This window comes from Novosphingobium resinovorum, assembly GCF_027922145.1.
GTDB lineage: Bacteria > Pseudomonadota > Alphaproteobacteria > Sphingomonadales > Sphingomonadaceae > Novosphingobium > Novosphingobium resinovorum.
This window is the reverse complement of sequence record NZ_BSFC01000011.1, coordinates 233,588-257,370: the sequence shown is the minus strand read 5'-3', so window position 1 is coordinate 257,370 and position 23,783 is coordinate 233,588. Positions and strand designations below refer to the sequence as shown.

Here is a 23,783-nt window from a genome sequence, read left to right as displayed (position 1 = left end):
AACTAAGCCCACTTGCCCGCCCATGCCGCAACCGCGTAAAGGGCGTGCCGTAATGGCCGACCCGCGTATCTCCCACATCGAACTCGACGATGCGACCATCCTGTGGCGCAATGCCGATATCGAGCAGGAACGGCGCATCGCCATCTTCGATCTCATAGAAGACAATGTCTTCAAGCCCTTGCGCTCGTCGGAGGCGGGGCACGAGGGTCCTTACCGGTTGCGGCTTTCGGTACAGGACGGGCGCTTGTCGCTGGAAATCACCGCCGATAACGGAGCGGCGCTGGAGACGCTCGTGCTTGGCCTCGCCCGATTCCGGCGGCCGATCCGCGAGTATTTCGCGATCTGCGAGAGCTATTACCAGGCGATTCGCAAGGCGACCGCGCAGGAGATCGAAACCATCGACATGGCCCGCCGCGCGATCCACAACGAGGCATCGGAACTGCTGCTCGAACGCCTGCAGGGCAAGGTCGAGACCGACCACCCCACGGCACGGCGGTTGTTCACGCTGATCTGCGTCCTGCATATCCGCGGCTGAAGGGGACATCGTGGCACGCAAGACAAGGACCGCTTCGGGCGGCAGGGGGCTGTTGCGGCGCGCGCTGGGCGCCCTCGCGCTCGTGGCGATCGTCGCCGGGGCATGGGGCTGGTGGCACTTGCGTCACTGGACGCCGGAGCGCGCCGTCTACCCGCTACAAGGCGTCGAGATCGGCGTCGATGACGGCGAGGTCAGTTGGAAGTCGCTAAAGGCCATCGGCGCCGACTTCGCCTATATCGACGCGAGCGCCAGCGCCTTCGCCCGTGATCCCGCCTTCGTCGACAACTTCGAGGCGGCCAAGGCGGCAGGCATGCAGGTGGGGGCACTCCACCGCTACGATCCATGCCAGCCGGCCGGCACGCAGGCGGCCAACTTCGTCACCACCGTGCCGCGCGACCCCAAGCTGCTGCCGCCCGCGGTCGAACTCGACATGCTGGCCGACAACTGCCCGGTGAAAGTCTCCGACGCCCGGGTCGAGAGCGAACTGATGACCTTCCTCAACCAGGTCGAGACTCACGCGGGCAAGCCGGTGATCCTGAAGGTCACGCCGGCCTTTCAGTCGCGCTACACCATCGCGCACAAGCTCGACCGCAACTTGTGGCTGGTGCAGGATCGCTTCGAGCCGGGCTATGCCGGGAGGCCCTGGACGATGTGGACGGCGAACCATTCGCTCGCCAACGAGGTTGCGCAAGGGGGGCTGCGCTGGGTAGTCGTGCTGCCATGACCACCGGCATGAACGACGACACCCGCGACACCCTGATGGCGGCCGCCCGTAAGGCCGCTGCCGGAGCTTATGCGCCTTATTCCAACTTTCATGTCGGGGCAGCGCTGCTGCTGGCCGATGGTACCGTGGTGACTGGCGCCAACGTGGAGAACGCGAGCTATGGCCTGTCGCTCTGCGCGGAGACGGTCGCGATCGCCGGAATTCTGGCGAAGGGCGACCGGCCGCAGTTGCAGGCCCTTGCGGTCACCGGCGGCGCGCCGGGCGCGGCCGGGCAGGGACCTCAGGTGACACCGTGCGGGCGCTGCCGCCAGATCATCAACGAGATCGCGCAGCTTGGCGGCACTGACCCGGTGGTCTGGTGCGACGGTGCGGAAGGCGTGCTGGAAACCCGGCTCTCCGAACTGCTGCCTTACGCCTTCGGACCTGCGAACCTGGGCTGAACACCCGTTCCCGTATGGCGACGGGCAGGCACCATCCGTCGCATCTCCTATTGTCTATCTTTCAAGTTGAGATAACCTTCAGGCCAGTCGGGACACATAGAGTCGACCGGCGGAAGCTCGATCAACTGGAGATTCCCATGGCAACGCTTCGCAATTTCCCTGAACGCGAGACGCCGCTTATCCTGCTGGTGCCCGGTACGCCGCTGACTGCGAAACACTGGATGAGCCGCTGGGCCCAATGGAGCGAGCACTGCCGCGTGGTGGAACTCGGCCTTTGGGATGAGCCGCACCGCAATACCTGGGTGAACAAGCTGAACCTTGCGATCCGCCGCGCCGATCGGCCGGTAGTGATTGTGACCGACGACATCGCCGCGCTGGCACTTGCCTGGTGGGTGGAGTTCGAGGTGTCCGGGGCAGAAAGCCCGGTAATCGGCGCGCTGATCGTCGATGCGCCCAACGTGGACCTTCCGGGCGCCGACCCGCGCCTGGCAGCCTTTGGTGCCTGCCCGCGCCAGCCGCTGCCGTTCACCTCGTTCCTCGTCGCCGATCTCGACGGTTCTGCCCAGCGCTCGATGCTGCGGCTGGCGAATGACTGGGGGGCTTGCCCGATCGCCGACGAGCCGCGCGGCGACTGGGGCGAGGGCTGGGTACTGCTCCAGTCCATCGTCGGCGCGCTGGGCGTGGAACTCGCCGAGCCGCACTGGGCACGCCGCACCGTGCGCGAGGAGCGTCGCCGAGCGGCGTTCTAGGATGCCTTCGTGCCGGATTTGCTCCGGGACCAGTGGCTGTCTTTAGTACCTGCCATCGGCGGGGGCTTCGACAAGCTCAGCCTGAGCGGCATCGAGATATTCTCTCAAATCCGCTCAGGCTGAGCTTGTCGAAGCCCCCGCTTTATACGCCGTCAGTTCGGCAGTTCACGGCGGGCGGTCCCGGAGCAAGTCCGGGACAATGAAATGACACTCAGGCCGTTTCGCGCTCCACCAGCCATTCCAGCAGCGCGGCCATGCAGTCGCGCCCCAGCTGTGCCGACCGTTCCGGGCTCCAGCCCTGCGCCTTGTCGGCGGCGGGGTTGTGGTCCTTGAATGGCATTTCCAACGTCATCGACACGGCGCCGTAGCGCTCGGCCAACTGGTTGGTGGACATTGTCAGGTTGCCCTTGCCCGGCCGGGTGAGGGGATAGCCCACCTTGGTCTGGAAATCGGGCGTGCGGCGCTCCAGTAAATCCGCGTAAAGGGTGTAGCCTGCCTGCTGCTCCTGCTTGAGCGAGGGGATGCCCTCGAACCCTGCAAGGAATACCGCCGGGATCGCTTCGTCGCCGTGGACGTCCATGGCGAAGTCGACGCCTGTTGCGTCCATCGCATCACGGATCGCCAGCACTTCGGGGGACTTCCCGGCCGTGGGTTCGGCCCACTCGCGGTTGAGGTTCACGCCTACGGCATTGGTCCGCAGGTGCCCCCGGCGCGAGCCATCGGGGTTGGCGTTGGGAACGACGTGCAGGGTGCAGCGCTTGCGCAGTTCCCGGCCTACCGAGCTGGCGGGATCGGCGAGCAGGTCTAGCGCGCCTTCCATCCACCACTCCGCCATCGATTCGCCGGGGTGCTGGCGGGCGTAGAGCCAGACTTGCAGCGGCCCGTCGCCCATGTCGAGGCAGTCGATCGCCTGCCCGTCGAGGGTCAGGCCCAGCGAGCGATGCGACACGCCGTCAGCACCGGCAATCGCGGCGACGAGGTCGTGGTGACGCTCCATCGAATAGGGCGCGAAGTAGGCGAACCATGCGAGGTCGCCGACCGGCTCGTAGCGGATAGTAAGGGTGCCGCCGTCGCGGCTTTCGTCGAACGTGCTTTCCGCGCGGCTCCAGTATTCGCGGTCCTCGGAGACGACGGCGTCATAGTTCGGCCAGCCCATCGGATAGGCCGAGCCGTTGAGGCCGTTGATGCGCAGCACCAGTTCGCGGCCCGCCGCGCCGGAGACGCGGAAGTGGAACCACTGGAAGAAGTCCGATTCGTGATCCTTGCGGATCGCGAGGCTCGCCTCGGGGCCGGAGACGGAGAGGACTTCGATGTTGCCGGAATCGAACGAAGCGGTGATCTGGATGTCGGTCATTTTACCTGAATAGTTTCGCCCGACTGTCCCGGAAACCCCTTGAACAGCGCTTCGGCAACTTTCGCCGAGCCGAGCGGGGCCTGTGCCAGTGGCGAATCGCCGCGTACCACAAAGCCGGCGCGGCCTTCCCACAAGGCGGTGGCAGTGGGCGCGGCGGCGCGATCGCGGATGGAGACGAACACGCGTGTCTCGACCTGCTCCTTGGGCTTGCCGGAAAGATCGAAGCCGATACCGAGGCCCACGCCCGAGCCATAACCGCCGGTCCCGCCGCCGACGCCGACCGACACCGGGCTGTTCGAGCGCTGCGGCTGGTAGGTGTTGCGCTCCAGCGTCAGCAACGCGATTTGCGCGCTGGCTGCCTGTCCGGGAAGCGGTTCGGTATAGCCGATGCGCGTCAGTTCACGCGCCACGGCGGCGGCATAAGTGCGGAATTCGAGGTTGTCGGCCTGCCCGGTTGCGGGCTCGACGCGGATTGTGCCGCGGCCGAGGCGCGACATGTCGGGCGCGTGGAAGCGGGTGACTTCGACCGGGCCGACCGGCGCGACGCAGGCGTTGAGGGCCAGCGCGGCGGTGAGGGCAAGCAGTGCGGGCAGGGTGCGCATGATTTCGAAGTCCTCTTCGCGGGGCCTTATGGTCCAGCCTCAGTGCCCTGCCGAGGGGGCTTCGACAAGCTCGGCCTGAGCGGACATTATGTAACCCGCCTCGGGGTGTTGCAGTTCCGCTTTATCCCGCGCGGCCGACCCCGTCGGGACCGATCGCGTCGGCCTTGGGGAAGTTGTCGAAGAGGGCGCCCGCCAGCTTGGTGGCGATCATGCCGTCGGGCCACTTGTCGTCGCCTTCGCGGGTGGCGATCGTGGCGTAGCCTTCCCACAGCACCTTGCCGCTGGCGCGATCGACGATCTGCGCGTCGAGGCGGGTGGAGACGAGGGCCGAGCGCGGCTTGGTCATGTCGATGTTGATGCCCAGGCCATAGGCCTGCCCGTAAGTGCCCACTTCCATAGCGGCGGTGCCGCTGACCGGGCTGCGCTTTTCCTCGGCCGGGGTGAGCACCTGACGGGAGATACGCAGCTTGGTAATCTGCGGCTGCGGCGTGTCGGGATGGAGCGTGTCGTACCCGGCGCCGACCAGAGCATCGACGATCGCGGCCTCGTAGGCGCGCCGCGCGCCGGCCTCGACCCAGGCACCGTCACCCGATTCCGATTCGACCGAGACAGGACCATGGCCCAGTTCGGCCACCGCAGCGGCGTCGGGCGAGACGAAGCGGCTTACTTCGACATGACCTTCGCGCGAATCTTTGGACCGGGTCTGCATGCGCGGCGAATCGAGCATCGAGCCGCCCCAGCCGGGCCGGTCCCAGCCGCCACCCATTCCGCCGCCCCAGCCGGGGCCGTACTGGGCTTGCGCCGAGGAAGCGAGCAACGAGGCTGCGATCCCTGCGGCGATTCCTGCGCCTTTGAGCATTTTCCCCGAGGCTTCTAGAAATTTCATCGTGTTCCGGTCCGAATTCGGTGGCGTCGCGCCCGAGTTTTATCTTATGCGGGCCACAACTTGCCCGCGCCTGAACGAAGATAGGCGTTGGCACCGGTGCCCGCAACGGCCCGCAACACTTGACTTTGTCGCGGGCTACCACTAACGGCGCCACTTCGAATTTCCGGCGGTCGGTAACCGCCACGATGACACGGACGAGATAGACCATGAAGATTCGCAACAGCCTGAAGTCGCTCAAGGACCGTCACCGGGACAACCGCGTGATCCGTCGTCGCGGCCGTACTTACGTCATCAACAAGACCAACCGTCGCTTCAAGGCCCGCCAGGGCTGATCCTGTCCGCCCGCTTCGGCGGGCGATAACAGGCGGACGGTTTCGTCGCGTGCATGAGGCCCCCGCCGATCGCGGGGGTCTTGTCATGTCTGCTGTCCGTGGAATTGATGCTGTCGTCTTCGACGTCGGCAAGGTGCTGATCGAGTGGGACATGCGCCTGCTGTTCGGCAAGCTGATCGTCGAGCCCGACCGGCTCGACTGGTTCATGGCCAACGTCGTCACGCAGGACTGGCACGTCGAGCACGACGGCGGCCGCGACCTCGCCGAGATGGTCGCCGCCCGCAAGGCCGAATTTCCCGGGCACGACGACCTGCTCGACGCCTACGCCACGCGCTTCGGCGAGACGATCCCCGGCAACGTCCCCGGCAGCCACGAGATCGTGCGCGAACTGGCTGCGGGCGGCGTCCCGCTCTTCGCCATCACCAACTTCGCTAGCGCGTTCTGGCATGAATACCGCGCCGGAGAGCCGCTGTTCGACCTGTTCGGAGACATCGTCGTCTCGGGCGACGAGAAACTGCTCAAGCCCGATGCGCGCATCTTCGACCTTGCCGCGCAGCGCTTCGGCCATGATCCGCGGGCAATGCTGTTCATCGATGACAACGCCGCCAACATCGCCTCGGCACGGGAGCTGGGTTGGCAGGTTCATCAGTTTGACAGCGCCGAGGCGCTGCGGGCAGATCTAACGGCGCGGGGCTTGTTGGCGATGCAAGACACCGCTGCACATTAACGATCGAATCGCTCTGATTTCACCGCTTTCACCGTCGTCTTAAATTTATTTCGCACTTGCAGCGAGAGCGCTTGGCAAGTCCTGATTCCTGTTGCATCAATTGGTCAACAGGGAGTCACAATGGCGACTGCGGGCAGCAAGAACTTCGACGAGATGCTCAACGCGGACGGCTCAGTACGTCCCGCATACGAAGAATTCCGCCAATGGTTCGACGGTCAGGACACCACCTGGCTCAGGCGGCAGGATGCAGAGGCGGAGCGCTTCTTCCGCCGCATCGGCATCACCTTCAACGTCTACGGGGATGACGCGGGCGAGGAACGCCTGATCCCCTTCGACATGATCCCCCGCATCATCACCGCGCGCGAATGGCGCAAGCTGACGCGCGGGATCGAGCAGCGGGTGCGGGCGATCAACGCCTTCCTGCAGGATCTCTACCACCGTCAGGAGATCATCCGTTCCGGCCGCCTGCCGATCGAGGCGCTGCGCAACAACGAGGCGTTCCTCAGCCAGATGATCGGCTTCACGCCGCCGGGCGGGGTCTACACGCATATCGTCGGCATCGACCTCGTCCGCACCGGGCCGGACGACTTCATGGTGCTCGAAGACAACGCCCGCACGCCCTCCGGCGTCTCCTATATGCTGGAGAACCGCGAGACGATGATGGCGATGTTCCCGGAACTGTTCACTAAAGTTCCGGTACGCCCCGTCTCCGACTATCCGCGCCGCCTCGCCCGTTCGCTGCGGGCCTGCGCCCCGGCGGCCTACAAGGGCGGCAAGCGGCCGGTCGTGGCGGTGCTGACGCCGGGCATCTACAATTCCGCCTATTTCGAGCACGCGTTCCTCGCCGACCAGATGGGCGCGGAACTGGTCGAGGGCAGCGACCTGCGCGTCATGGACGGGCGTGTATGCATGCGCACGACCACCGGTTACAAGGCGATCGACGTGATCTACCGCCGGGTGGACGACGATTACCTCGACCCGCTGACCTTCAATCCGAACTCGGTGCTGGGCGTCGCGGGCATCTTCGACGTCTACCGTTCGGGCGGCGTCACCATCGCCAATGCTCCGGGCACCGGCATCGCCGACGACAAGGCGATCTACAGCTACATGCCCGAGATCGTCGAATTCTACACCGGCGAGAAGCCGATCCTCCAGAACGTGCCGACCTGGCGCTGTTCGGAGGCGGATTCGCTAGGCTACGTGCTCGACAACCTTGCGGACCTCGTCGTCAAAGAAGTGCACGGTTCGGGCGGCTACGGAATGCTGATCGGCCCGACTTCCTCGAAAAAGGAGATCGCGGAGTTCGAGCAGAAACTGCGCGCCAAGCCGGGCAATTATATCGCCCAGCCGACGCTCTCGCTCTCGACCGTGCCGATCTTCACCAAGGAGGGCCTCGCGCCCCGGCACGTGGACTTACGGCCTTTCGTGCTCGTATCGCCCGACGGAATCGACATCACGCCGGGGGGGCTGACGCGCGTGGCGCTCAAGAAGGGATCGCTGGTGGTCAATTCCTCGCAAGGGGGCGGCACCAAGGACAGCTGGGTGCTGGACGAATGAGCGCGGTGGATATGAGCAGGGGCAAGAACTGATGCTGGGCCGAGGCGCGAACGGCGTCTACTGGATGAGCCGTTATCTCGAACGCGCGGAGAATACCGCACGGCTGATCGACGTGGGCTTTCACCTCGCGCTGACGCGGGGCAGTCGCCAGTCGCAGGACGAGGAGTGGAAGTCGGTCCTCACCACGACCGGCCAGCTTGAGGCCTATTGTGAAACCCACAGCGAGTTCACCGGCCCACAGGTGTTCAATTTTCTGCTGCGCGAAAAGGACAATCCCGGTTCAGTACTGGCGATGGTCGAGAACGCACGGACCAATGCGCGCGTGGTGCGTACCAGCCTGACCAACGCGGTGTGGGAGACCACCAACGAAGGCTGGATGAACTTGCGCGAACTGCTCGCGCGGCCGGTCCGCGAGACGAGTCTGGGTGAAGTGCTGCGCGAGATCCGCCGCACCGGGACGTTGGTGCGCGGCGCGCTCGAGGGCACGATGCTGCGCAACGAGGTGTTCAACTTCTCGCGCATCGGCACTTTCATCGAGCGGGCGGACAATACCGCGCGCATCCTCGACGTGAAGTACTACGTGCTGCTGCCGAGTGCGGCGTGGGTGGGCTCCAGCCTCGACAACGTGCAGTGGGACACGCTGCTGCGCTCGGTGGCCGGAAACAGAGCCTATTCGTGGCTCAACGCCGGTTCGATGGACCCGCGCGGCATCGCGAAGTTCCTGATCCTCGATGGGCAGTTCCCGCGCAGCCTTGTGTTCTGCTATGACAAGATCCGCAGCAACATGGCGGGGCTCGCCAAGGAATACGGTGTGGAGGTTCCGGCGCACGAACTGCTGCGCGATGCGGGGGCCAGGCTGCATCAGACCTCGATCGAGGAGATTTTCGAGACCGGCCTGCACGAATTCCTGCAGGATTTCATCGGCAAGACCATCGAGATCAGCAGCGCTATCGCCGCCGATTATCGGTTCAGCGAGTAGGAGGGCACAAGGGTGCTCCTGACCGTCAAGCACACCACGCGCTATGCCTTCGCCGGTAAGGTGACTCACGGGCTGCAGCGCCTGCGTCTCAAGCCCAAGTCGACACACGGGCAGGAAGTGCTCGACTGGCGCATGACGCTGGAGGGCGCGGCCACTCAGGCGTCCTACGAGGACCAGCATTACAATCATGTCGATCTCGTCTCGATCGAGCCGGGCGTGCCGGAGGTGGTGGTGACTTGCGAGGGCACCGTCCGGACGGTCGACAACAACGGCGTCGTCGGCCAGAACTTCGGGCTTATGCCGCTGTGGTGCTTCCTGCGGCCGACGAAGTTGACGAAGCCCGGTCCCAAGGTGCGGCAGCTCCTCGCCGGAATCGAGGCCGATCGCTCCGACCTCCTGGGTTATCTCCACACCCTGTCGAGCGTGATCGGCGAGCAAGTGGAGTACGTGACGGGCACCACCGATTCGCAAACGACTGCCGAACAGGCGCTAGCGGCGGGGAAGGGCGTGTGTCAGGATCACGCGCATATCTTCATCGCCGCCGGACGCATGCTCGACGTGCCGATGCGTTACGTCGGCGGTTACCTGCGGATCGACGACCGCGTCGAGCAGGAGGCCGGCCACGGCTGGGCCGAGGCGCATGTGCCCGGGCTCGGCTGGGTGGGCTTCGACGTTTCCAACGCGATCTGCCCGGACGAGCGCTATATCCGCGTGGCGACGGGCTGCGACTATTCAGAAGCCGCGCCCGTCACCGGTATTGCCATGGGGGCGGGAGAAACCCGACTCGACGTTCATCTATCGGTAGATGAGAATCGGGTAGGAATGCAGCAGCAGCAGTCCGCACAAGGCGGGCAGCAGCAGACGCAAGGCAGCTAGACCCTCACTGCACGGTGGGGTACGGGCGGCACGGGTTTGCACGGGGTTTGACGTAGTACCATGACTTATTGTGTCGGCATGATGCTGGATCGCGGGCTCGTCCTGATGAGCGACACGCGCACCAATTCGGGCGTCGACAACATCTCGACCTTCCGCAAGATGGTGCATTGGGAGATCCCCGGCGAGCGGATCATCTCGGTCATGACGGCGGGCAACCTCGCCACCACGCAGGCGGTCATCAGTCAACTGGAAGAGCGCACCAAGGCCCCTTCCGAGCGGCACAATTCGCTGCTCGAGGCACCGACGATGTTCAAGGTCGCCTCGATCGTGGGCAACCTGCTGCAGGACATCATCGAGGAACGCGCCACCGACAACGGCCAGAAGGCGGCCGCCGGCACCTTCAGCGCCTCGATGATCGTCGCGGGCCAGATCAAGGGCATGGAGCCGCGCCTGTTCCTCATCTACCCCGAGGGCAATTTCATAGAGGCCAGCTTCGACACCCCGTTCTTCCAGATCGGCGAGACCAAGTACGGTCGCCCGATCCTGATCCGCGGCTACGACCGCGACATGAGCTTCGAGAGTGCGGTGAAGCTGATGACGGTGTCGTTCGATTCCACCCTCAAGGCGAACCTCTCGGTCGGCCTGCCGCTCGACCTGCTGGTGATCGAGCGGGACAACTTCACGCCCCGTCACGAGCGGCGGATCGATGCTTCCGATCCATATTTCCAGTCCGTCTCGACGAGCTGGAGCGAGGCGCTGCGCAATGCGCTCGACGGGCTGCCCGATTACAGGATGGAGCCGTCGCTGAAGGAAGTGCAGGGCTGACGTTGCGGGACCGTCAGGGGCGGCCGGCTGTGGATGCCTCCAGAGTTCCATCCTTTACCCGTCATCCCCGCGAAGGCGGGGACCTAACTGATGGGCAGGCAACAGGCACTGTCAAGAAATGGGTGCCTGCCTTCGCCGGTATGACGAAGAGCGTCACCGTCAGAGCAGGGGCCTGCTGAAGACCGCCAGCGATCCGGGATCAAGTGCGGGACGACCATGCACCCGCATCCCACACCAGCGGCAGGTTGCGGATTGAGAGCAGCCCCGGAAACACCGTCGTATCCGCCCCCGGTTTCGCCCGGAATTCGGGAATACGGTTGAACCATTCCTCCAGCAGTACCCGCAGTTCGCGCCGCGCCAAGTGCGCGCCGAGGCAGATGTGGACGCCGCCGACGAATGTGAAATGCCGGTTGGCCTTGCGCTCGGGGTCGAACTTTCGCGGATCGTCGAAGCGGGCCGGGTCGAAATTCCCCGCCGGGTTCAGGCACTGGAACGAATCGCCCTTCCGCACCTGAACCCCGTGCCATTCGAAGTCCTTCGTCGCCGTCCGCGTGGACGAGAGGATCGGCTGCGTACGAAGGAATTCCTCCACCGCGCCGTTGATCAGTTCCGGCCGTTCGCGGATCGCGCGCTGGATTTCCGGCTGCAGCGCCATGCGCCGGAACATCTGCGCGATCGTCGCGGCCACGGTATCGAGACCGCCGAGCCACAGGAACCACACCATGCCGATCTTCTCGTCCTCGGTCGGGGCGCGGTCGCCGATCCTGCCATGAACGATCGCGGAGACGAGATGGTCGTCCGGCTCGCGCTCCTTCTCGGCAATGAAAGCGCGCAGAAAATCCAGTACCCCGCGCAGCGCCGCCTGCATCCTGGCAAGGTCGCCCGAGTGCAGGATTTCCCACTCCCAATCGAGGAACTGCTCAAACATCTCTTCGGGAAAGCCCATCAGGCCCATGAAGATGCGCACCGGGTAGACCCGGCCGAAGTCCCAGGCCATGTCCACTTCGCCTTTGCCGGCGACGGCATCGATCATCTCGACGACGACCTTGCGGATGCGCGGTTCCAGTTCGCGGGTGATCCGCGCGGGGCTGAAATACGGCATCAGATAGAGCCGGTACTTCTGGTGGTCCGGCGGGTCGATGGCGAGAGGGATCGACTTGAAGGTCTCGCCGATCAGGCGCTGGAACTCGGCCGTCCCGGCGTTCGAGAAGTGGTCGTTGTCGGTATAGACCCGCTCGATGTCGGCATAGTGCGAGACCACCCAGTTGCCGCGCTGGTTGCCCGAAATCGCGCCGAGGCCATGCCGCATCGGCGGATTGTAGAGCAGACGGGGAATATCCTCGCCGTTGAGCCACGCAAAGGGCTCGTAGGGATCGACGAGGTCGTTAGGCTCGCTGCCGTTCGCGAAGGACAGATCAACGATGCGGTCCTTCGGTACGTTGTCCGGCGCTTCGTAGTCCACGCGGATGTCGTCAAGCGTTCGCGATTGTGGCATGTTCGTCTCCCGGATGAATAGATGCCGGGATGGCCGCTCCGCAACAAGAGGGCCGCAAGCGAGACAAGCGACGCAATCCCGCCGTCTCGCGCCTCGCAATGCCAGTCATCGTCCCGGCGTTGCCCTGCGCGATTGTGCGAACCCGGCCCGGTTGCGAAATGAGAGGCAATTGTTTTTCGGGAGATTGAGTGATGGCCGAGTCTGACGCGCAGGAGATGGCGGCAAACGCCCGCAAGTACTGGTCGGCGGAAGGATATACCGAAGGCGGCGTGATTCGCGAGGTGGACTATGCCTCGCAGTCGGGCGGTCTCGATCCGATGTTCGAAGGTATTAAGATCGTCGATACCGACACCCACATCACCGAGGCGCCGGACCTCTTCACCAGCCGCGCACCGGCGGGCTGGAAGGACAAGATGCCGCGCGTGGAGCGGGTCAATGGCACCGACCGCTGGTTCGTGGGCGACCGTGACTTCGGCACGCTGGGCGGCAACGTCATCCGCGCCGACAATAACAAGCTGCTCGGGCGGCTGGCCTTCCCGAAGCTGGAACAGGCGCACCCCGGCGGCCACGAACTCAAGGCGCGCCTGCAGGCGATGGACGACATGGGCGTCCATGCGCAGATCTGCTTCCAGAATTCGGGCGTGACGCAGGCCGGTTCGCTGATGAGCCTGGGCGACCTCGACCTCGCGCTCAAGGTCATCCAGATCTACAACGACGCCTCGGCCGAGTTCCAGGAGACTTCCGGCCAGCGTATCTTCAACATGGCGCACCTGCCGTTCTGGGACCAGAAGGCGCTGGAAACCGAGGCGAAGCGCTGCCACGACATCGGCCTCAAGGGCTTCGTGCTGCCCGACACGCCCGAGCGCGTCGGCGTGCCCAGCTTCAATTACGATTACTGGACGCCGTTCCTCGAGATGTGCGAGGCGACCGGCATGCCGCTGAACTTCCACCTCAATGCGGCGATCGATCCCAACACCCTGACCTGGGAAGGCTTCCAGTTCGAGCAGACGCTGTCGGTGGTGGCGACGATGTTCTCGATCGGCAACGCGGCAACGCTGGGCAACTGGATGGTTTCGGGTCGTCTCGACCGGCATCCCAAGCTCAAGATCGGCCTGATCGAAAGCGGCGCGGGCTGGGTGCCCTTCGCGGTCGAGGCGCTGGAGCACCAGTTCCGCGAAATGCTGCCGATCAAGCGCGACGTGCTCAAGAAGCAGCCCTGGGACTACTTCCGCGATCACTTCTTCTGCACCTTCTGGTTCGAGAAGATCGCGCCCAAGTATCTGCTGGAGATCATCGGCGTCGACAACGTCATGTTCGAGACCGATTTCCCGCACCCGACCTCGCTCTATCCGGGCGTGCAGGAGCACCTGAAGGACGTCCTGGGCGGTTATGACCACGCCACGCGCAAGAAGGTGCTGCAGGACAACGCGGTGCGTTTGTACAACCTGCCGTTCTGAAGCCGGTGAATCCTCCTCGTTCCGCAGGAATGGGGAGGGGGCCCGCCCGCGTAGCGGGTGGTGGAGGGGGGAAACCCCTCCGTCAGCCCGTGACGGGCTGCCACCTCCCCATCGCTTCGCGACAAGGAGGATTTAGTGCCGGTAGAACAGCGTCACGGACGCCACGTGGTTCATTCGTGTGCGTCCGCGGGTCTGATCGATGGTCTGATTCAGATAGCCCAGTTCCAGCGTCGAGGCGCCGGGAAGGCCCACTTCCGCACCGACGAAGCTGCGCAGCTGGTCGAAGCCGCTGCGTGCGCCCCAGTCGGTGTCGTTGAACGCCACGAAACCTTCGGCATAGACCAGCGCGTTCACCGCATCGCTGCCCGACTTGAGCGGATGTTCATAGCGAATCATCTCGCGCAGTCGCCAGCCCACGTCGCTGCCGTCAGAGCGCCAGCGCTGCTCCAGCCGCGTGCGTGACGACAGTTCGCCGCCGAAGGGCTTGCCGAGCGCGAGGTTCAACTGCTGAAAACTGCGCTCCTCGTTGATGTCGCGGCCGCCGTCGACAGGGGTGATGACATGCGCATAGCCCTGGTAGAGCGTCGCCGACCGGGACAGCTTCACGCCCACCGCTCCGCGCAGCAGCAGCGCGTCGAGGCGCGAGATGCCGTCGCCCATGCGCGGCTGGAACTCGGCGAAATAGACCACGTCGCCGGAGATCGGCCCCATCGCCGTCAGGTTGATCCAGGCCTGCTCGTCCTGCGTCGTCTCTGCATGCGCGAGAGGTGCGCAAAGCGCGGCGGCTGCGATCAGGGCGAGGCGGGCGAGGCACGAATTCATGGCGCGGCGATATGGCTGGAACGTGTCGCATTCGTTGCTGGTGCGTCAGGTCTTATGTCGGAGGCGGCGTCGCGAAGCCCTCTTTCGCGATGAGCGATCCCGCACTAGTCTGACCCTCCAATAATAAGCAGGAGAGGTGTCATATGTTCGTGAAGCTAACCGGGGCAGACCGTACCGCGACCGCCATCAACGCCTCGCAGGTGACATTCGTGTCCCAGGTGACCGAAGGCACCCGCATCCGTTTCGGCGAAGGGCGTTCGGTCACCGTGGTGGAGCCGCTCGACGAAGTGATCGAGCGGCTGAACAAGACACTGTCCTTCCCGGAGACCTGAAGGGCTATTCCGGTTTCCAGCGCTTCAACCGGGCGCGGACTTCGGAGACGAGGTCCTCGAAGGCCGCGACCCGGGTGATGCCGTAACGCTCGGCGGTGATGTCGATGTTGCCCTTGCGCCAGAAGCCGTCGGGGCACAGCAGCACGATCCTGCCGCTGCGTCCGTGAAGGCCCAGTTCGAGCAGGCTGATCGGGCTCTGCGTGCCGGGCGCAAGGTACATGACGATCACGTCGGCACTGTCGAGCGCGGACAGTTCCCATTCGACCTGCTGGCGAAAGTGCGGCTCCTCGGCCACGGGCTTCCAAGCCGGGTCCCAGTCCGGGCGGCGCGGGTTGAGGAGGATCGCGGGCTGGTCGGCGAGCGCGGCGATCAGGTCCGCCTGCCAGTCCCGCGCGACGCCCATCTCGATGCTGCCGCCGAGGAATACGCGCGGCCGGTCATGCGAGGGCGGTAGCGGCGTGGGCGATACGATGACTTCGGCGGCGAGAGCAGGCGAGGAAGCGAGCGGCAGGGCCATGAGCGCGGCGGCGACGCTTTTCAGCACGGTCAGAACGAATCCTTCGCACTGCGCAGCGCTGCGAACGTCGCCACCGCGTCGCCGGAATGTTCCCAGCGCTTCTGGAGGGCGGGGTCGTCGGCGCGCAGGAAGGGATTGGTGCGCAGTTCCCGCTCCAGCTTGGTCGGCACCGTCGGCAGGCCCTTGTCGCGGCGGCGGGTGATTTCCTCGGCGTAGGCCTGGAGGTCGGCGTTGTCGGGATCGGCATGGAGCGCGAAGCGGGCGTTCGACGCCGTATATTCGTGCGCGCAGTAGATCATCGTCTCGCCGGGCAGGGCCTTGAGGCGCTTGAGCGACGCCCAGAACTGCTCGGGGTTGCCTTCGAACATCCGGCCGCAGCCGAGCGCGAACAGGGCGTCGCCGACGAAGGCGATGCACGATCCGGGCAAGTGGTAGGCGATGTGGCCATTGGTATGCCCGCCGACGTCGATCACGAAAGCCTGCCGGTCGCCGATGGTGACGATGTCGCCCTGACCGACAGTGCGATCGACCGCCTCGATCTTGTCCGCGTCCCCGGCCGGAGCGGTTACGCGGCAGCCGGTGACCGCCTTGATCGCGGCATTGCCGCCTGCGTGATCCGGGTGCCAGTGGGTGTTCCAGATCTGGGTGATCTGCCAGCCCTTCCGGCCCGCCTGCCGCAGATATTCATCGGCGTCAGGGGTGTCGATGCAGACGGTTTCCCGGCTCACGGGATCGTGCAGCAGGTAGCCGTAGTTGTCGGACAGGCACGGGAACTGGTGGACTTCGAGCATGTCACTCTCCTTGCGGGAGCGATGTAGGTCCTCAGTCGGGCTCTGGAAAGGGCAGGGAGAGCTGCCAACTGACGCCATGCACATCGCTGAGCCACGTGAACAGAGCCGCGAACTCGTAGCCGTCCAGCGGCATCATCACCTTGCCGCCTTCGCCCAGGACTTTCGCGGCGTGGCGAAGCTGCGCCTCGTCCTCGCAGTCAACGAAGATCGACGTCGCGGGGGTGAAGGTGAAGGCGTGCGGGATCGGGCTGTCGAACACCCGCCACTCGGTGCTGCCGAGCGTGAAGCGCGCGGAGGAGAGCTTGCCCTGCGCCTCGCCGCCGGAGTGGCGCTCCAGTTCCGCAACCTCGATGTGATCGGGAAACGCACGCTTCCACAGGATCAGCGCTTCCTGCGCATCGCCCTGGAACATGAGGAAGGGAGTGGCTTGCATGGTTTTCGATCCTTGCCCGGCTCGCAGGAACAAAGCGGGCGGGGCATCGCGGTTCCCCAAAAGCAAAAGCCCGTCCGGATCGCTCCGGACGGGCCTTCACTGTTTCAGCTTCGATGAAGCCGAAGACCGTTCTTACGAACGCGCCTTCAGAGCCTCGCCGAGGATGTCGCCGAGCGAAGCGCCCGAGTCCGACGAACCGTACTGCTCGACTGCTTCCTTCTCTTCGGCCAGCTGGCGGGCCTTGACCGAGAAGTTCGGCTTCTTGGAACGGTCGAAACCGGTGACCATGGCGTCGAGCTTCTGGCCGACCTGGAAGCGGTCGGGGCGCTGCTCGTCGCGGTCGCGGCCGAGGTCCGAACGCTTGATGAAGCCGGTGGCGCCATCGTCGCCAGCCTGGACTTCCAGGCCGCCGTCGCGAACTTCGAGAACGGTGACGGTGACGACCTGGCCGCGGCGCAGGTTGCCTTCGGCAGCCGAGGAGGCGCCGCCGGCGGCCGGAGCGCCACGCTCAAGCTGCTTCATACCGAGCGAGATGCGCTCCTTCTCGACGTCGACATCGAGAACCACGGCCGAAACCTGCTCGCCCTTACGGTGCAGAGCCAGCGCGTCTTCGCCCGAGATGCCCCATGCGATGTCCGACATGTGAACCATGCCGTCCACGTCGCCGTCGAGGCCGATGAACAGACCGAATTCGGTCGCGTTCTTGACTTCGCCTTCGACCTGCGAGCCGACCGGGTGACGCTCTGCGAACGCTTCCCAGGGGTTCTGCTGGGCCTGCTTCAGGCCGAGCGAGATGCGGCGCTTGTCCGAATCGACTTCGAGAACGACCACTTCGACTTCCTGCGAGGTCGAAACGATCTTGCCCGGGTGGACGTTCTTCTTGGTCCAGGACATTTCCGAAACGTGGACGAGGCCCTCGATCCCGGCTTCCAGCTCCACGAAGGCGCCGTATTCGGTGATGTTGGTGACCGTGCCCTGCAGCTTCGCGCCGACCGGGTACTTGACGCCAGCGCCTTCCCACGGATCGCTTTCCAGCTGCTTCATGCCGAGGCTGATGCGCTGGGTTTCGCTGTTGATGCGGATGATCTGGACCTTCACGGTGTCGCCGATGGCGATCACTTCGCTCGGGTGGTTGACGCGCTTGTAGCTCATGTCGGTGACATGGAGCAGGCCGTCGATGCCGCCGAGGTCAACGAACGCACCGTAGTCGGTGATGTTCTTGACGACGCCGTCGATGACCTGGCCTTCGCTCAGCTTGTCGATCAGCTCGCTGCGCTGTTCGGCGCGGGTCTCTTCGAGCACGGCGCGGCGCGACACGACGATGTTGCCACGGCGACGGTCCATCTTGAGGATCTGGAAGGGCTGCGGCACATCCATCAGCGGGGTGACGTCGCGCACGGGGCGGATGTCGACCTGCGAGCCGGGGAGGAATGCAACGGCACCGTCGAGGTCGACGGTGAAGCCGCCCTTGACGCGGCCGAAGATCACGCCTTCGACGCGCTTGCCTTCGCCGAACTCGCTTTCCAGCTTGTCCCAGGCGGCTTCGCGGCGTGCACGGTCGCGCGACAGCATCGCTTCGCCGTCGGCGTTCTCGACGCGGTCGACGTAGACTTCGACTTCGTCACCGACCTTCAGGCCGTGGTCGTCTTCGCCACGAGCGAATTCGCGCAGCGACACGCGGCCTTCGCTCTTGAGGCCCACGTCGATGACGGCCTTGTCGTTCTCGATCGCGGTGACGGTACCCTTGACGACGCGGCCTTCGAAGCCGTCGTCAGCGACGCCGCCGAGCTGCTCGTCGAGCATCTTCGCGAAATCGTCGCGGGTCGGATTGGCAACAGATGCCATCAACACATTTCCTTCGTTCGATTTTTCCGGCCTGGCGGTTGTGTCCGCCGGTCTTTTCTCCGCTACCTGCACCATGCAGGAAAACGGGCCAAAGGGGCCGAACTGCCGCGGCGGCCGGATGCCGTTCGCGGCGCCCCTGAGGCAGATGCCTTTCGGGACCCGGGGCCATTACGCGCGAGGGGGCGGAAATGCAAGGGATTTGGCATTTTCCGTGACATCGGCGGCCCCGCAACGACCACGGTGCGCAAGCGGCGGCGTCACCCCTATCCGTGACTGATGCGCTGGCCGTCACTGTCCCCGCCTGCCTCGAGCGCGAACTGCCGGGCGATGGCAGTATCGAGCTTGTCGAGCGGGGTCAGTTTGGCGTCGCGCTTTTCGGCCGAGATGGCCTCCGCCTCCCACGCTTTCGCTGCAGCCATCGCGATACCCCGGCGGTTTTCGAGCGGCTCGCTGAGGGCTTTGGCGCGCTGCAGCGCTTCTTGCTCTCTGCAGAAAGTTGCTGACATGCGCATTTTGCTGCTCCCTTAGCGCTTCATGTTTTGAAGACCGGCGACCACGCCCGGCTTTTCGGTCGGCTTCGACGCGTTGGTCTTCGGCTTTGCCGCCTTGGGCTTGCGGACTTCGCGGTTCGATTTCTTCTGCGACTTGGCCATATTCGTTCTTCCTGTGCTGGTTCGATGGAGCGCGCCGTCAGGCGGCGACGGCGTCCGGCAGGCGCGAAAATGCGGCCGCCGGACGGTAGATATTCGCCGCTTCCGAGCACAGATGGCGTTCGAGCAGCGAGAGAATCGTGGTGTCGGTCTCTGCGTCGAACTTGCGCGCGAACAGGTCTGGACTTGCCCGCAAGCGGTCGATGTCGCGTTCGTCGTAATTGCGCGGGCGCAGCTTGATGTCGCCATCGGGGACCCAGTCTATCATCCGCAGATCGTCGTTCATGACGATGCCGTGGCCGCCGCCGTTCATCATCACGGTCTGGAAGAAGGCTTCGTCCGCGATAAAACTGTTGCGATAGAATGTCTTGAACGAGTCGGCTCGCCGATCATGGCAGACATATGCGCAGAAGCTCCGGGTCACGGCCTTCCACTGAGTGCCGATGAAGGGGGTGCTGCCCGCGGGGTAGGGGCGGGCAGCACCCGGCGTCAGCTTGCCATGCTCTTCGGTGAACCGATGACTGATGCGATTCAGGGTGTCAGGCCGTTCCTTGCGCTGATCGAGCGCGCGGATGAACTGCTTGCCCGGATTGGCTGCAAAGAATTGACGGATGTAGTTCTGGCTTTTGAGAGGAAAGTCCTGGCCGGACAGATTTATGTAATGTGTCCAGCGACCGTCCATTTCGAGGAGACGAGCCATTCCGCGCAGTTCCGCATCGACGAGGCTGTAGCCACCCCACAGCGCATTTTGGGGGTCGAGGATTGCGACCCCCTGATAGGGCTGCAGAAAGGACGCAATGTCATTCGCAAGGGCCTCGCCTGAGCTTTTGTCGACATGAATTACGTATTGATTTCCCGCTTGATAGATGGCCTCGAAGAGCCGCTTGAACTGTGCCGGATAGCGGTGAACGAGCAGGAAATAAGCAATCATGCGGTTGTCCATTTCGAGCCGCGCGTGACTGGCTGTCAAAATCCAGGCAATGGCGGCAACGTTTCCTGTCTCAGGAAAGCCGATCGAAAAGTATTTTTGATCGTGAAGAGACACCGCTGGACAGGGTTGCGACGAAATAAATTGCAACAGCGTGGCGAATACATGGCTATTCGCTGGAGATATTACAAGGTTTCCCAAAGGCGATGCTTTCGCTCGATCAGGAGCGGCGCTCGCGGGCAGGGCGGGAAATTCCGTTTCTCGCGCAATCGGGCCGCCAACATCGCTGGCTGAATTTTCTCATGCCGCTATCATGCCGTTCGGGAGAAAAGAGATGTCCGAACGGCTCGTGTGCCATCTGGCGCAATATGCGGCGTATCACCGCGACCGGCGCAACGTCATGACGCACATGATCGGCATTCCGATGATCGTGCTGGCGGTCGAGGTGCTGCTGGCGCGGCCCCGGATCGAGATCGCCGGAATCGGCCTTGCAGCCGTCGACTTCGCCATCGTCGCGGTGTGCTGCTTCTACTTCACACTCGACCGCAGGCTGGCCTGTGGCATGGCCGCGGTGCTTGCGGTGGGCAAGGTGATCGGCGGCAAGCTGGCCGAGCAGGATACCGCGACCTGGCTGGGCTGGGGACTAAGCCTGTTCGTAGTGGGCTGGCTATTCCAGCTGCTCGGTCACAAGTGGGAAGGGCGCAAGCCCGCTTTCCTCGACGACGTGCGCGGTCTGCTGATCGGCCCGCTGTTCGTGCTGGCCGAGGCGGTGTTCCACTTCGGCAGGCGGCCCGAACTGCGCGGGGCAATTGAAAGGCGGCTCTCTCAGGCCGACTGAACGAGCGCGTCCACGGCGGCGATGGCGGCGGCGATCGCTTCCTCCCGCTTGAGGGTGGAGGTGTCGATCACCAGCGCATCGGCGGCGGCGACCAGCGGGGCGTCCTTGCGGCCCTTGTCGCGGGCGTCGCGGGCGGCGAGGTCGGCGGTGATCTCTTCCAGCGAAGCGTCGCGGCCATGCGCCTGCATCTCGAGGAAGCGCCGCTGCGCGCGGGCCTCCACCGAGGCGACGACGAACAGCTTGGCCTCGGCCTCCGGCGCGATGACGGTGCCGATGTCGCGCCCGTCGAGCACGGCGCCGCCGGGCTGGGTGGCGAAGCTGCGCTGGCGCTCGAACAGGGCCTGGCGCACGGCGGGGTGGATCGAGACGCGGCTGGCGAGGCCGCCGGTCGCCTCGGAGCGCAGTTCGGGATCGGAGAGCAATTCGGGCGCGAACGTGCAGGCGGCCAGCGCGTCTGCCGGATCGTCCGGATTGCCGCCGCTCAACGCGCACTGGTGGCCCACCGCGCGGTAGAGCAGCCCGGTGTCGAGATGCGGCAAGTGGAAGTGCGCGGCCAGTGCCTTGGCGATCGTGCCCTTGCCCGAGGCGGTCGGTCCGTCGACGGCGATGATCATGCGGTCAGGCCCCCGTTCCGAGCTTGGCCAGCATCGCCTCGAACACGGGGAAGCTGGTGGCGATCGGGCGCACGTCGTCTACTTCGACGCCCGCACGGCTGGCGAGGCCGGCGACCGCCATCGACATGGCGATGCGGTGGTCGAGGTGGGTGGCGATGGCGCCGTTGGTGCCGACCAGCGGCTCGCCGCCGGAGCCGGTGATGACCAGGCCTTCCTCGGTCTCGCGCACGGTGACACCGGCGGCGGCGAGGGCGGTCGCCATCACGGAGATACGGTCCGATTCCTTGACGCGCAGTTCCTCAAGGCCGGTGGTGGTGGTCACGCCCTCGGCCAGCGCGGCGGCGACGAAGAGGACCGGGAATTCATCCACCATGGCGGGCACGATCGCGGGATCGACTTCGATGCCCTTGAGCGCGGAGTGCCTGACCAGCAGGTCGGCGACCGGTTCGCCGCCGACCTCGCGCGGATTCACTTCCTCGATGAAGCCGCCCATCTGGCGCAGCACTTCGACGATCCCGGCGCGAGTGGGGTTGAGGCCGACGTTCTCGATCAGCACTTCGCTGCCCGGGATCACGAGAGCGGCGACGATGAAGAAGGCGGCGGACGAAGGATCGCCCGGAACCTCAATGGTCTGCGGCTTCAGTTCGGCCTCGCCCCGGATCGAGATAACCCGCGCGCTGTCGGCATCGGTCTCGACGGTGAGGTCGGCGCCGAATCCGCGCAGCATCCGCTCGGAGTGGTCGCGGGTGGGCACCGGCTCGATGACGGTGGTGATGCCGGGCGTGTTGAGGCCGGCCAGCAGGATCGCGCTCTTTACCTGTGCCGAGGCCATCGGCAGGCGGTAGCGGATCGGCACCGCCGGGCTGGCGCCCTTGAGGATGAGGGGCAGGCGGCCGCCTTCCGATGCCTCGAAGCTGGCGCCCATCTCGGAAAGCGGATCGATGACGCGGCCCATCGGGCGCTTGGAGAGCGAGCCGTCGCCGATGAAGGTCGCGGTGATCGGGTGGCTGGCGACGAGGCCCATCAAGAGGCGCGTCGACGTGCCCGAATTGCCCATGTCGAGCGGCGCTTCGGGCTGGAGCAGCGCACCCACGCCGACGCCGTTGACAGTCCAGGCCCCTTCGTCCGTGCGCGTCACGGTGGCGCCCATCGCGCGCATGGCGGCGGCGGTGGAAAGCACGTCCTCGCCTTCGAGCAGGCCGGTCACTTTCGTCTCGCCCACCGCCAGCGCGCCCAGCATGATCGAGCGATGGCTGATCGACTTGTCGCCCGGAACCCGGATTCGCCCTTTGAGCGGCCCGGTCGGCAGGAAGCGGCGGGGGCGCATGTTCAGGGTGTCGTGGCTCACGGGGTTGGACTTTCGGGGCTGGAATGCTGTAAAAACGGGGCGGCTTTTGACAGCGCCTGTCCGCTATGGCAAGGCGCGCGCCCTGATGCGGCCTTGCGCGCCTAATCTCGCGAGACTTGATTAAGTGCGCAGGCTTTCCCATCAAGACACGCAATTTACTTTGCCCGCGCCATCCGGAACGGGCCAGACGAGGACTTTCCATGGCCAAGGCTGAATGGGGCGCCAAGCATGGCTGCCCGAAATGCGGCACCCGCTTCTACGACCTGGGCAAGGATGACCCGGTCACCTGCATCGAATGCGGCAACGAATGGACCCCCGAGCCGGTGCTCAAGTCCAAGCAGCCGATTCCCTACGAGGAAATCCAGAAGAAGAAGGAAGTCGTCGAGACCGAGGACGAGGATCTGGCCGAAGAGGATCTCGACATCGATGACGACGGCGATTCGCCGGACAACGATGTGGACCTCGGCGGTGACGACGATCTCGGCATCGGTGCCGGCGGCGACGACGAAGACCACGACAACTGATCTGACACGGGGCCGGTCCGCTTTATAGCGAACCGGCCCCGGCTGGTTCTGGGGTGCTTGTTCGGTGGCGCGCGCTGCCGCGCTTTCGCTTCTCGCCTAGGCTCCGCCTTCCTCGTCATTCCCGCGAAGGCGGGAACCCATCTCCTGAAGGCGCCTGCCCGCACTGGCATCAGTTGGGTCTCCGCCTTCGCGGGGATGACAAAAGTGTGGAGCAGGACAGTGGTGTGGGGCGGCGAACCGGTCTGCGATAGCGCCTCAAAACTCGCCGCCGAAAAAAATCGACATCACGCAAATTTTCCTCTTGCCAAGTTTTCAGACCGCCCGTAGATGGCGGCCTCCCAAGCGGAGGCGCTTCTTCGAAACGCCGAAAACGAGGGAAACGGGTTGGTCCTCCCAGGGTTAACTTGCTGAAATGATTGGGGCCTTAGCTCAGCTGGGAGAGCGCCTGCATGGCATGCAGGAGGTCAGCGGTTCGATCCCGCTAGGCTCCACCATTTCGCTACATTGAAGTTTCGCATGATTGCGACACGCTGGTTGACGAGGTTTCGTCCACTGGCGTTTTTTGCTATCAGGTCATGCATCCGCCGGTCAGCGAGGTTTCGC

Annotated in this window: 28 protein-coding genes and 1 tRNA gene; 15 read left to right on the top strand and 14 right to left on the bottom strand. The window is 64.8% G+C overall.

The window, feature by feature from the left end; genetic code table 11:
- The first annotated feature begins 52 nt into the window (after positions 1 to 52).
- From PKE80_RS06220 to PKE80_RS06205, 4 genes are all read left to right on the top strand, one after another.
- Positions 53 to 535: a UPF0262 family protein gene (locus tag PKE80_RS06220; protein ID WP_008829108.1), complete on the top strand. Its 483-nt coding sequence runs from the start codon at positions 53 to 55 to the stop codon at positions 533 to 535.
- Between the two features lie 7 nt (positions 536 to 542).
- A complete protein-coding gene (locus tag PKE80_RS06215; RefSeq protein WP_370424208.1) occupies positions 543 to 1,259 on the top strand; it encodes a glycoside hydrolase family 25 protein in 717 nt (238 codons plus the stop codon).
- Positions 1,256 to 1,699: a cytidine deaminase gene (locus PKE80_RS06210; protein WP_008829106.1), complete on the top strand. Its 444-nt coding sequence runs from the start codon at positions 1,256 to 1,258 to the stop codon at positions 1,697 to 1,699. The genes PKE80_RS06215 and PKE80_RS06210 overlap by 4 nt, the downstream gene beginning before the upstream one ends.
- Before the next feature lie 137 nt (positions 1,700 to 1,836).
- Positions 1,837 to 2,448 (top strand): RBBP9/YdeN family alpha/beta hydrolase, encoded by a 612-nt coding sequence (locus PKE80_RS06205; RefSeq protein ID WP_271181747.1) that lies wholly within the window; start codon positions 1,837 to 1,839, stop codon positions 2,446 to 2,448.
- A gap of 211 nt (positions 2,449 to 2,659) precedes the next feature.
- On the opposite strand, the gene PKE80_RS06200 is transcribed toward PKE80_RS06205, so the two are convergent.
- The 3 genes from PKE80_RS06200 to PKE80_RS06190 form a co-directional block, all read right to left on the bottom strand.
- Positions 2,660 to 3,802, bottom strand: a complete 1,143-nt coding sequence (locus PKE80_RS06200) for a M14 family metallopeptidase (protein WP_271181746.1) — start codon at positions 3,800 to 3,802, stop codon at positions 2,660 to 2,662.
- Positions 3,799 to 4,404: a DUF4136 domain-containing protein gene (locus PKE80_RS06195; protein WP_271181745.1), complete on the bottom strand. Its 606-nt coding sequence runs from the start codon at positions 4,402 to 4,404 to the stop codon at positions 3,799 to 3,801. Before PKE80_RS06195 ends, PKE80_RS06200 begins: the two co-directional genes overlap by 4 nt.
- A gap of 121 nt (positions 4,405 to 4,525) precedes the next feature.
- Positions 4,526 to 5,290, bottom strand: coding sequence for a DUF4136 domain-containing protein (locus PKE80_RS06190; protein ID WP_271181744.1), 765 nt, complete (start codon positions 5,288 to 5,290; stop codon positions 4,526 to 4,528).
- Positions 5,291 to 5,496: 206 nt separating this feature from the next.
- Here PKE80_RS06190 and ykgO point away from each other — a divergent pair, with 206 nt between their 5' ends.
- The 6 genes from ykgO (at position 5,497) to PKE80_RS06160 (ending at position 10,586) form a co-directional block, all read left to right on the top strand.
- Positions 5,497 to 5,622: a type B 50S ribosomal protein L36 gene (ykgO, locus tag PKE80_RS06185; RefSeq protein WP_003046794.1), complete on the top strand. Its 126-nt coding sequence runs from the start codon at positions 5,497 to 5,499 to the stop codon at positions 5,620 to 5,622.
- Between the two features lie 85 nt (positions 5,623 to 5,707).
- Positions 5,708 to 6,349 carry an HAD family hydrolase gene (locus PKE80_RS06180; protein WP_271181743.1) on the top strand — a complete coding sequence of 214 codons (642 nt, stop codon included), beginning with the start codon at positions 5,708 to 5,710 and terminating at the stop codon, positions 6,347 to 6,349.
- A gap of 120 nt (positions 6,350 to 6,469) precedes the next feature.
- Positions 6,470 to 7,906, top strand: a complete 1,437-nt coding sequence (locus PKE80_RS06175; RefSeq protein WP_008829100.1) for a circularly permuted type 2 ATP-grasp protein — start codon at positions 6,470 to 6,472, stop codon at positions 7,904 to 7,906.
- A gap of 31 nt (positions 7,907 to 7,937) precedes the next feature.
- A complete protein-coding gene (locus tag PKE80_RS06170; RefSeq protein WP_271181742.1) occupies positions 7,938 to 8,885 on the top strand; it encodes an alpha-E domain-containing protein in 948 nt (315 codons plus the stop codon).
- 12 nt (positions 8,886 to 8,897) lie between these two features.
- Complete coding sequence (locus tag PKE80_RS06165) at positions 8,898 to 9,761, top strand: transglutaminase family protein (RefSeq protein WP_271181741.1); 864 nt, start codon at positions 8,898 to 8,900, stop codon at positions 9,759 to 9,761.
- Between the two features lie 60 nt (positions 9,762 to 9,821).
- Positions 9,822 to 10,586: a proteasome-type protease gene (locus PKE80_RS06160; RefSeq protein ID WP_271181740.1), complete on the top strand. Its 765-nt coding sequence runs from the start codon at positions 9,822 to 9,824 to the stop codon at positions 10,584 to 10,586.
- A gap of 199 nt (positions 10,587 to 10,785) precedes the next feature.
- Here the strand turns inward: PKE80_RS06160 and PKE80_RS06155 are convergent, their stop codons facing one another.
- A complete protein-coding gene (locus PKE80_RS06155) occupies positions 10,786 to 12,081 on the bottom strand; it encodes a cytochrome P450 (RefSeq protein WP_271181739.1) in 1,296 nt (431 codons plus the stop codon).
- A gap of 191 nt (positions 12,082 to 12,272) precedes the next feature.
- Between PKE80_RS06155 and PKE80_RS06150 the strand changes: the two genes are divergently transcribed.
- Positions 12,273 to 13,538 (top strand): amidohydrolase family protein, encoded by a 1,266-nt coding sequence (locus PKE80_RS06150; RefSeq protein ID WP_271181738.1) that lies wholly within the window; start codon positions 12,273 to 12,275, stop codon positions 13,536 to 13,538.
- 132 nt (positions 13,539 to 13,670) lie between these two features.
- Here the strand turns inward: PKE80_RS06150 and PKE80_RS06145 are convergent, their stop codons facing one another.
- Positions 13,671 to 14,360 (bottom strand): DUF2490 domain-containing protein, encoded by a 690-nt coding sequence (locus PKE80_RS06145; protein ID WP_271181737.1) that lies wholly within the window; start codon positions 14,358 to 14,360, stop codon positions 13,671 to 13,673.
- Positions 14,361 to 14,503: 143 nt separating this feature from the next.
- Between PKE80_RS06145 and PKE80_RS06140 the strand changes: the two genes are divergently transcribed.
- The gene (locus PKE80_RS06140) at positions 14,504 to 14,692 is read left to right on the top strand and encodes a hypothetical protein (protein WP_008829093.1); all 189 of its coding nucleotides are present in this window, start codon (positions 14,504 to 14,506) and stop codon (positions 14,690 to 14,692) included.
- Between the two features lie 4 nt (positions 14,693 to 14,696).
- Here the strand turns inward: PKE80_RS06140 and PKE80_RS06135 are convergent, their stop codons facing one another.
- The 7 genes from PKE80_RS06135 to PKE80_RS06105 all read right to left on the bottom strand — a co-directional run bounded on the left by PKE80_RS06135 (position 14,697) and on the right by PKE80_RS06105 (position 19,973).
- Positions 14,697 to 15,236 (bottom strand): nucleoside 2-deoxyribosyltransferase domain-containing protein, encoded by a 540-nt coding sequence (locus PKE80_RS06135; RefSeq protein ID WP_271181736.1) that lies wholly within the window; start codon positions 15,234 to 15,236, stop codon positions 14,697 to 14,699.
- A gap of 2 nt (positions 15,237 to 15,238) precedes the next feature.
- Positions 15,239 to 16,000 (bottom strand): hydroxyacylglutathione hydrolase, encoded by a 762-nt coding sequence (gene gloB, locus PKE80_RS06130; protein ID WP_271181735.1) that lies wholly within the window; start codon positions 15,998 to 16,000, stop codon positions 15,239 to 15,241.
- A 31-nt stretch (positions 16,001 to 16,031) separates the two neighbouring features.
- Positions 16,032 to 16,433 carry a VOC family protein gene (locus PKE80_RS06125; protein WP_271181734.1) on the bottom strand — a complete coding sequence of 134 codons (402 nt, stop codon included), beginning with the start codon at positions 16,431 to 16,433 and terminating at the stop codon, positions 16,032 to 16,034.
- 132 nt (positions 16,434 to 16,565) lie between these two features.
- Positions 16,566 to 18,278, bottom strand: coding sequence for a 30S ribosomal protein S1 (gene rpsA, locus PKE80_RS06120; protein ID WP_271181733.1), 1,713 nt, complete (start codon positions 18,276 to 18,278; stop codon positions 16,566 to 16,568).
- 263 nt (positions 18,279 to 18,541) lie between these two features.
- The gene (locus tag PKE80_RS06115; RefSeq protein ID WP_271181732.1) at positions 18,542 to 18,790 is read right to left on the bottom strand and encodes a hypothetical protein; all 249 of its coding nucleotides are present in this window, start codon (positions 18,788 to 18,790) and stop codon (positions 18,542 to 18,544) included.
- 12 nt (positions 18,791 to 18,802) lie between these two features.
- Positions 18,803 to 18,931, bottom strand: a complete 129-nt coding sequence (locus PKE80_RS06110; protein WP_256434545.1) for a hypothetical protein — start codon at positions 18,929 to 18,931, stop codon at positions 18,803 to 18,805.
- Positions 18,932 to 18,968: 37 nt separating this feature from the next.
- Positions 18,969 to 19,973, bottom strand: a complete 1,005-nt coding sequence (locus PKE80_RS06105) for a beta-1,6-N-acetylglucosaminyltransferase (protein ID WP_271181731.1) — start codon at positions 19,971 to 19,973, stop codon at positions 18,969 to 18,971.
- A 217-nt stretch (positions 19,974 to 20,190) separates the two neighbouring features.
- Between PKE80_RS06105 and PKE80_RS06100 the strand changes: the two genes are divergently transcribed.
- Complete coding sequence (locus PKE80_RS06100) at positions 20,191 to 20,694, top strand: Mpo1 family 2-hydroxy fatty acid dioxygenase (protein WP_271181730.1); 504 nt, start codon at positions 20,191 to 20,193, stop codon at positions 20,692 to 20,694.
- Here PKE80_RS06100 and PKE80_RS06095 read toward each other — a convergent pair.
- Positions 20,682 to 21,308, bottom strand: a complete 627-nt coding sequence (locus PKE80_RS06095; protein WP_271181729.1) for a (d)CMP kinase — start codon at positions 21,306 to 21,308, stop codon at positions 20,682 to 20,684. The genes PKE80_RS06100 and PKE80_RS06095 overlap by 13 nt on opposite strands.
- Before the next feature lie 4 nt (positions 21,309 to 21,312).
- On the bottom strand, positions 21,313 to 22,635 hold the full coding sequence (gene aroA / locus PKE80_RS06090) for a 3-phosphoshikimate 1-carboxyvinyltransferase (RefSeq protein WP_271182140.1): 1,323 nt from the start codon (positions 22,633 to 22,635) through the stop codon (positions 21,313 to 21,315).
- A gap of 221 nt (positions 22,636 to 22,856) precedes the next feature.
- Between aroA and PKE80_RS06085 the strand changes: the two genes are divergently transcribed.
- Both PKE80_RS06085 and PKE80_RS06080 read left to right on the top strand, forming a co-directional pair.
- Complete coding sequence (locus tag PKE80_RS06085; RefSeq protein WP_008829084.1) at positions 22,857 to 23,180, top strand: TIGR02300 family protein; 324 nt, start codon at positions 22,857 to 22,859, stop codon at positions 23,178 to 23,180.
- Between the two features lie 418 nt (positions 23,181 to 23,598).
- Positions 23,599 to 23,674 (top strand) — tRNA-Ala (locus PKE80_RS06080).
- The last annotated feature ends 109 nt before the right edge of the window (positions 23,675 to 23,783 follow it).

Coding starts and splice junctions, on each gene's coding strand:
- PKE80_RS06220 (WP_008829108.1), top strand. CDS start 53: ATGGCCGACCCGCGTATCTCCCACATCGAACTCGACGATGCGACCATC.
- PKE80_RS06210 (WP_008829106.1), top strand. CDS start 1,256: ATGACCACCGGCATGAACGACGACACCCGCGACACCCTGATGGCGGCC.
- PKE80_RS06205 (WP_271181747.1), top strand. CDS start 1,837: ATGGCAACGCTTCGCAATTTCCCTGAACGCGAGACGCCGCTTATCCTG.
- PKE80_RS06200 (WP_271181746.1), bottom strand. CDS start 3,802: ATGACCGACATCCAGATCACCGCTTCGTTCGATTCCGGCAACATCGAA.
- PKE80_RS06195 (WP_271181745.1), bottom strand. CDS start 4,404: ATGCGCACCCTGCCCGCACTGCTTGCCCTCACCGCCGCGCTGGCCCTC.
- PKE80_RS06190 (WP_271181744.1), bottom strand. CDS start 5,290: ATGAAATTTCTAGAAGCCTCGGGGAAAATGCTCAAAGGCGCAGGAATC.
- ykgO (WP_003046794.1), top strand. CDS start 5,497: ATGAAGATTCGCAACAGCCTGAAGTCGCTCAAGGACCGTCACCGGGAC.
- PKE80_RS06180 (WP_271181743.1), top strand. CDS start 5,708: ATGTCTGCTGTCCGTGGAATTGATGCTGTCGTCTTCGACGTCGGCAAG.
- PKE80_RS06175 (WP_008829100.1), top strand. CDS start 6,470: ATGGCGACTGCGGGCAGCAAGAACTTCGACGAGATGCTCAACGCGGAC.
- PKE80_RS06170 (WP_271181742.1), top strand. CDS start 7,938: ATGCTGGGCCGAGGCGCGAACGGCGTCTACTGGATGAGCCGTTATCTC.
- PKE80_RS06160 (WP_271181740.1), top strand. CDS start 9,822: ATGACTTATTGTGTCGGCATGATGCTGGATCGCGGGCTCGTCCTGATG.
- PKE80_RS06155 (WP_271181739.1), bottom strand. CDS start 12,081: ATGCCACAATCGCGAACGCTTGACGACATCCGCGTGGACTACGAAGCG.
- PKE80_RS06150 (WP_271181738.1), top strand. CDS start 12,273: ATGGCCGAGTCTGACGCGCAGGAGATGGCGGCAAACGCCCGCAAGTAC.
- PKE80_RS06145 (WP_271181737.1), bottom strand. CDS start 14,360: ATGAATTCGTGCCTCGCCCGCCTCGCCCTGATCGCAGCCGCCGCGCTT.
- PKE80_RS06140 (WP_008829093.1), top strand. CDS start 14,504: ATGTTCGTGAAGCTAACCGGGGCAGACCGTACCGCGACCGCCATCAAC.
- gloB (WP_271181735.1), bottom strand. CDS start 16,000: ATGCTCGAAGTCCACCAGTTCCCGTGCCTGTCCGACAACTACGGCTAC.
- PKE80_RS06125 (WP_271181734.1), bottom strand. CDS start 16,433: ATGCAAGCCACTCCCTTCCTCATGTTCCAGGGCGATGCGCAGGAAGCG.
- rpsA (WP_271181733.1), bottom strand. CDS start 18,278: ATGGCATCTGTTGCCAATCCGACCCGCGACGATTTCGCGAAGATGCTC.
- PKE80_RS06115 (WP_271181732.1), bottom strand. CDS start 18,790: ATGCGCATGTCAGCAACTTTCTGCAGAGAGCAAGAAGCGCTGCAGCGC.
- PKE80_RS06110 (WP_256434545.1), bottom strand. CDS start 18,931: ATGGCCAAGTCGCAGAAGAAATCGAACCGCGAAGTCCGCAAGCCCAAG.
- PKE80_RS06100 (WP_271181730.1), top strand. CDS start 20,191: ATGTCCGAACGGCTCGTGTGCCATCTGGCGCAATATGCGGCGTATCAC.
- PKE80_RS06095 (WP_271181729.1), bottom strand. CDS start 21,308: ATGATCATCGCCGTCGACGGACCGACCGCCTCGGGCAAGGGCACGATC.
- aroA (WP_271182140.1), bottom strand. CDS start 22,635: ATGCGCCCCCGCCGCTTCCTGCCGACCGGGCCGCTCAAAGGGCGAATC.
- PKE80_RS06085 (WP_008829084.1), top strand. CDS start 22,857: ATGGCCAAGGCTGAATGGGGCGCCAAGCATGGCTGCCCGAAATGCGGC.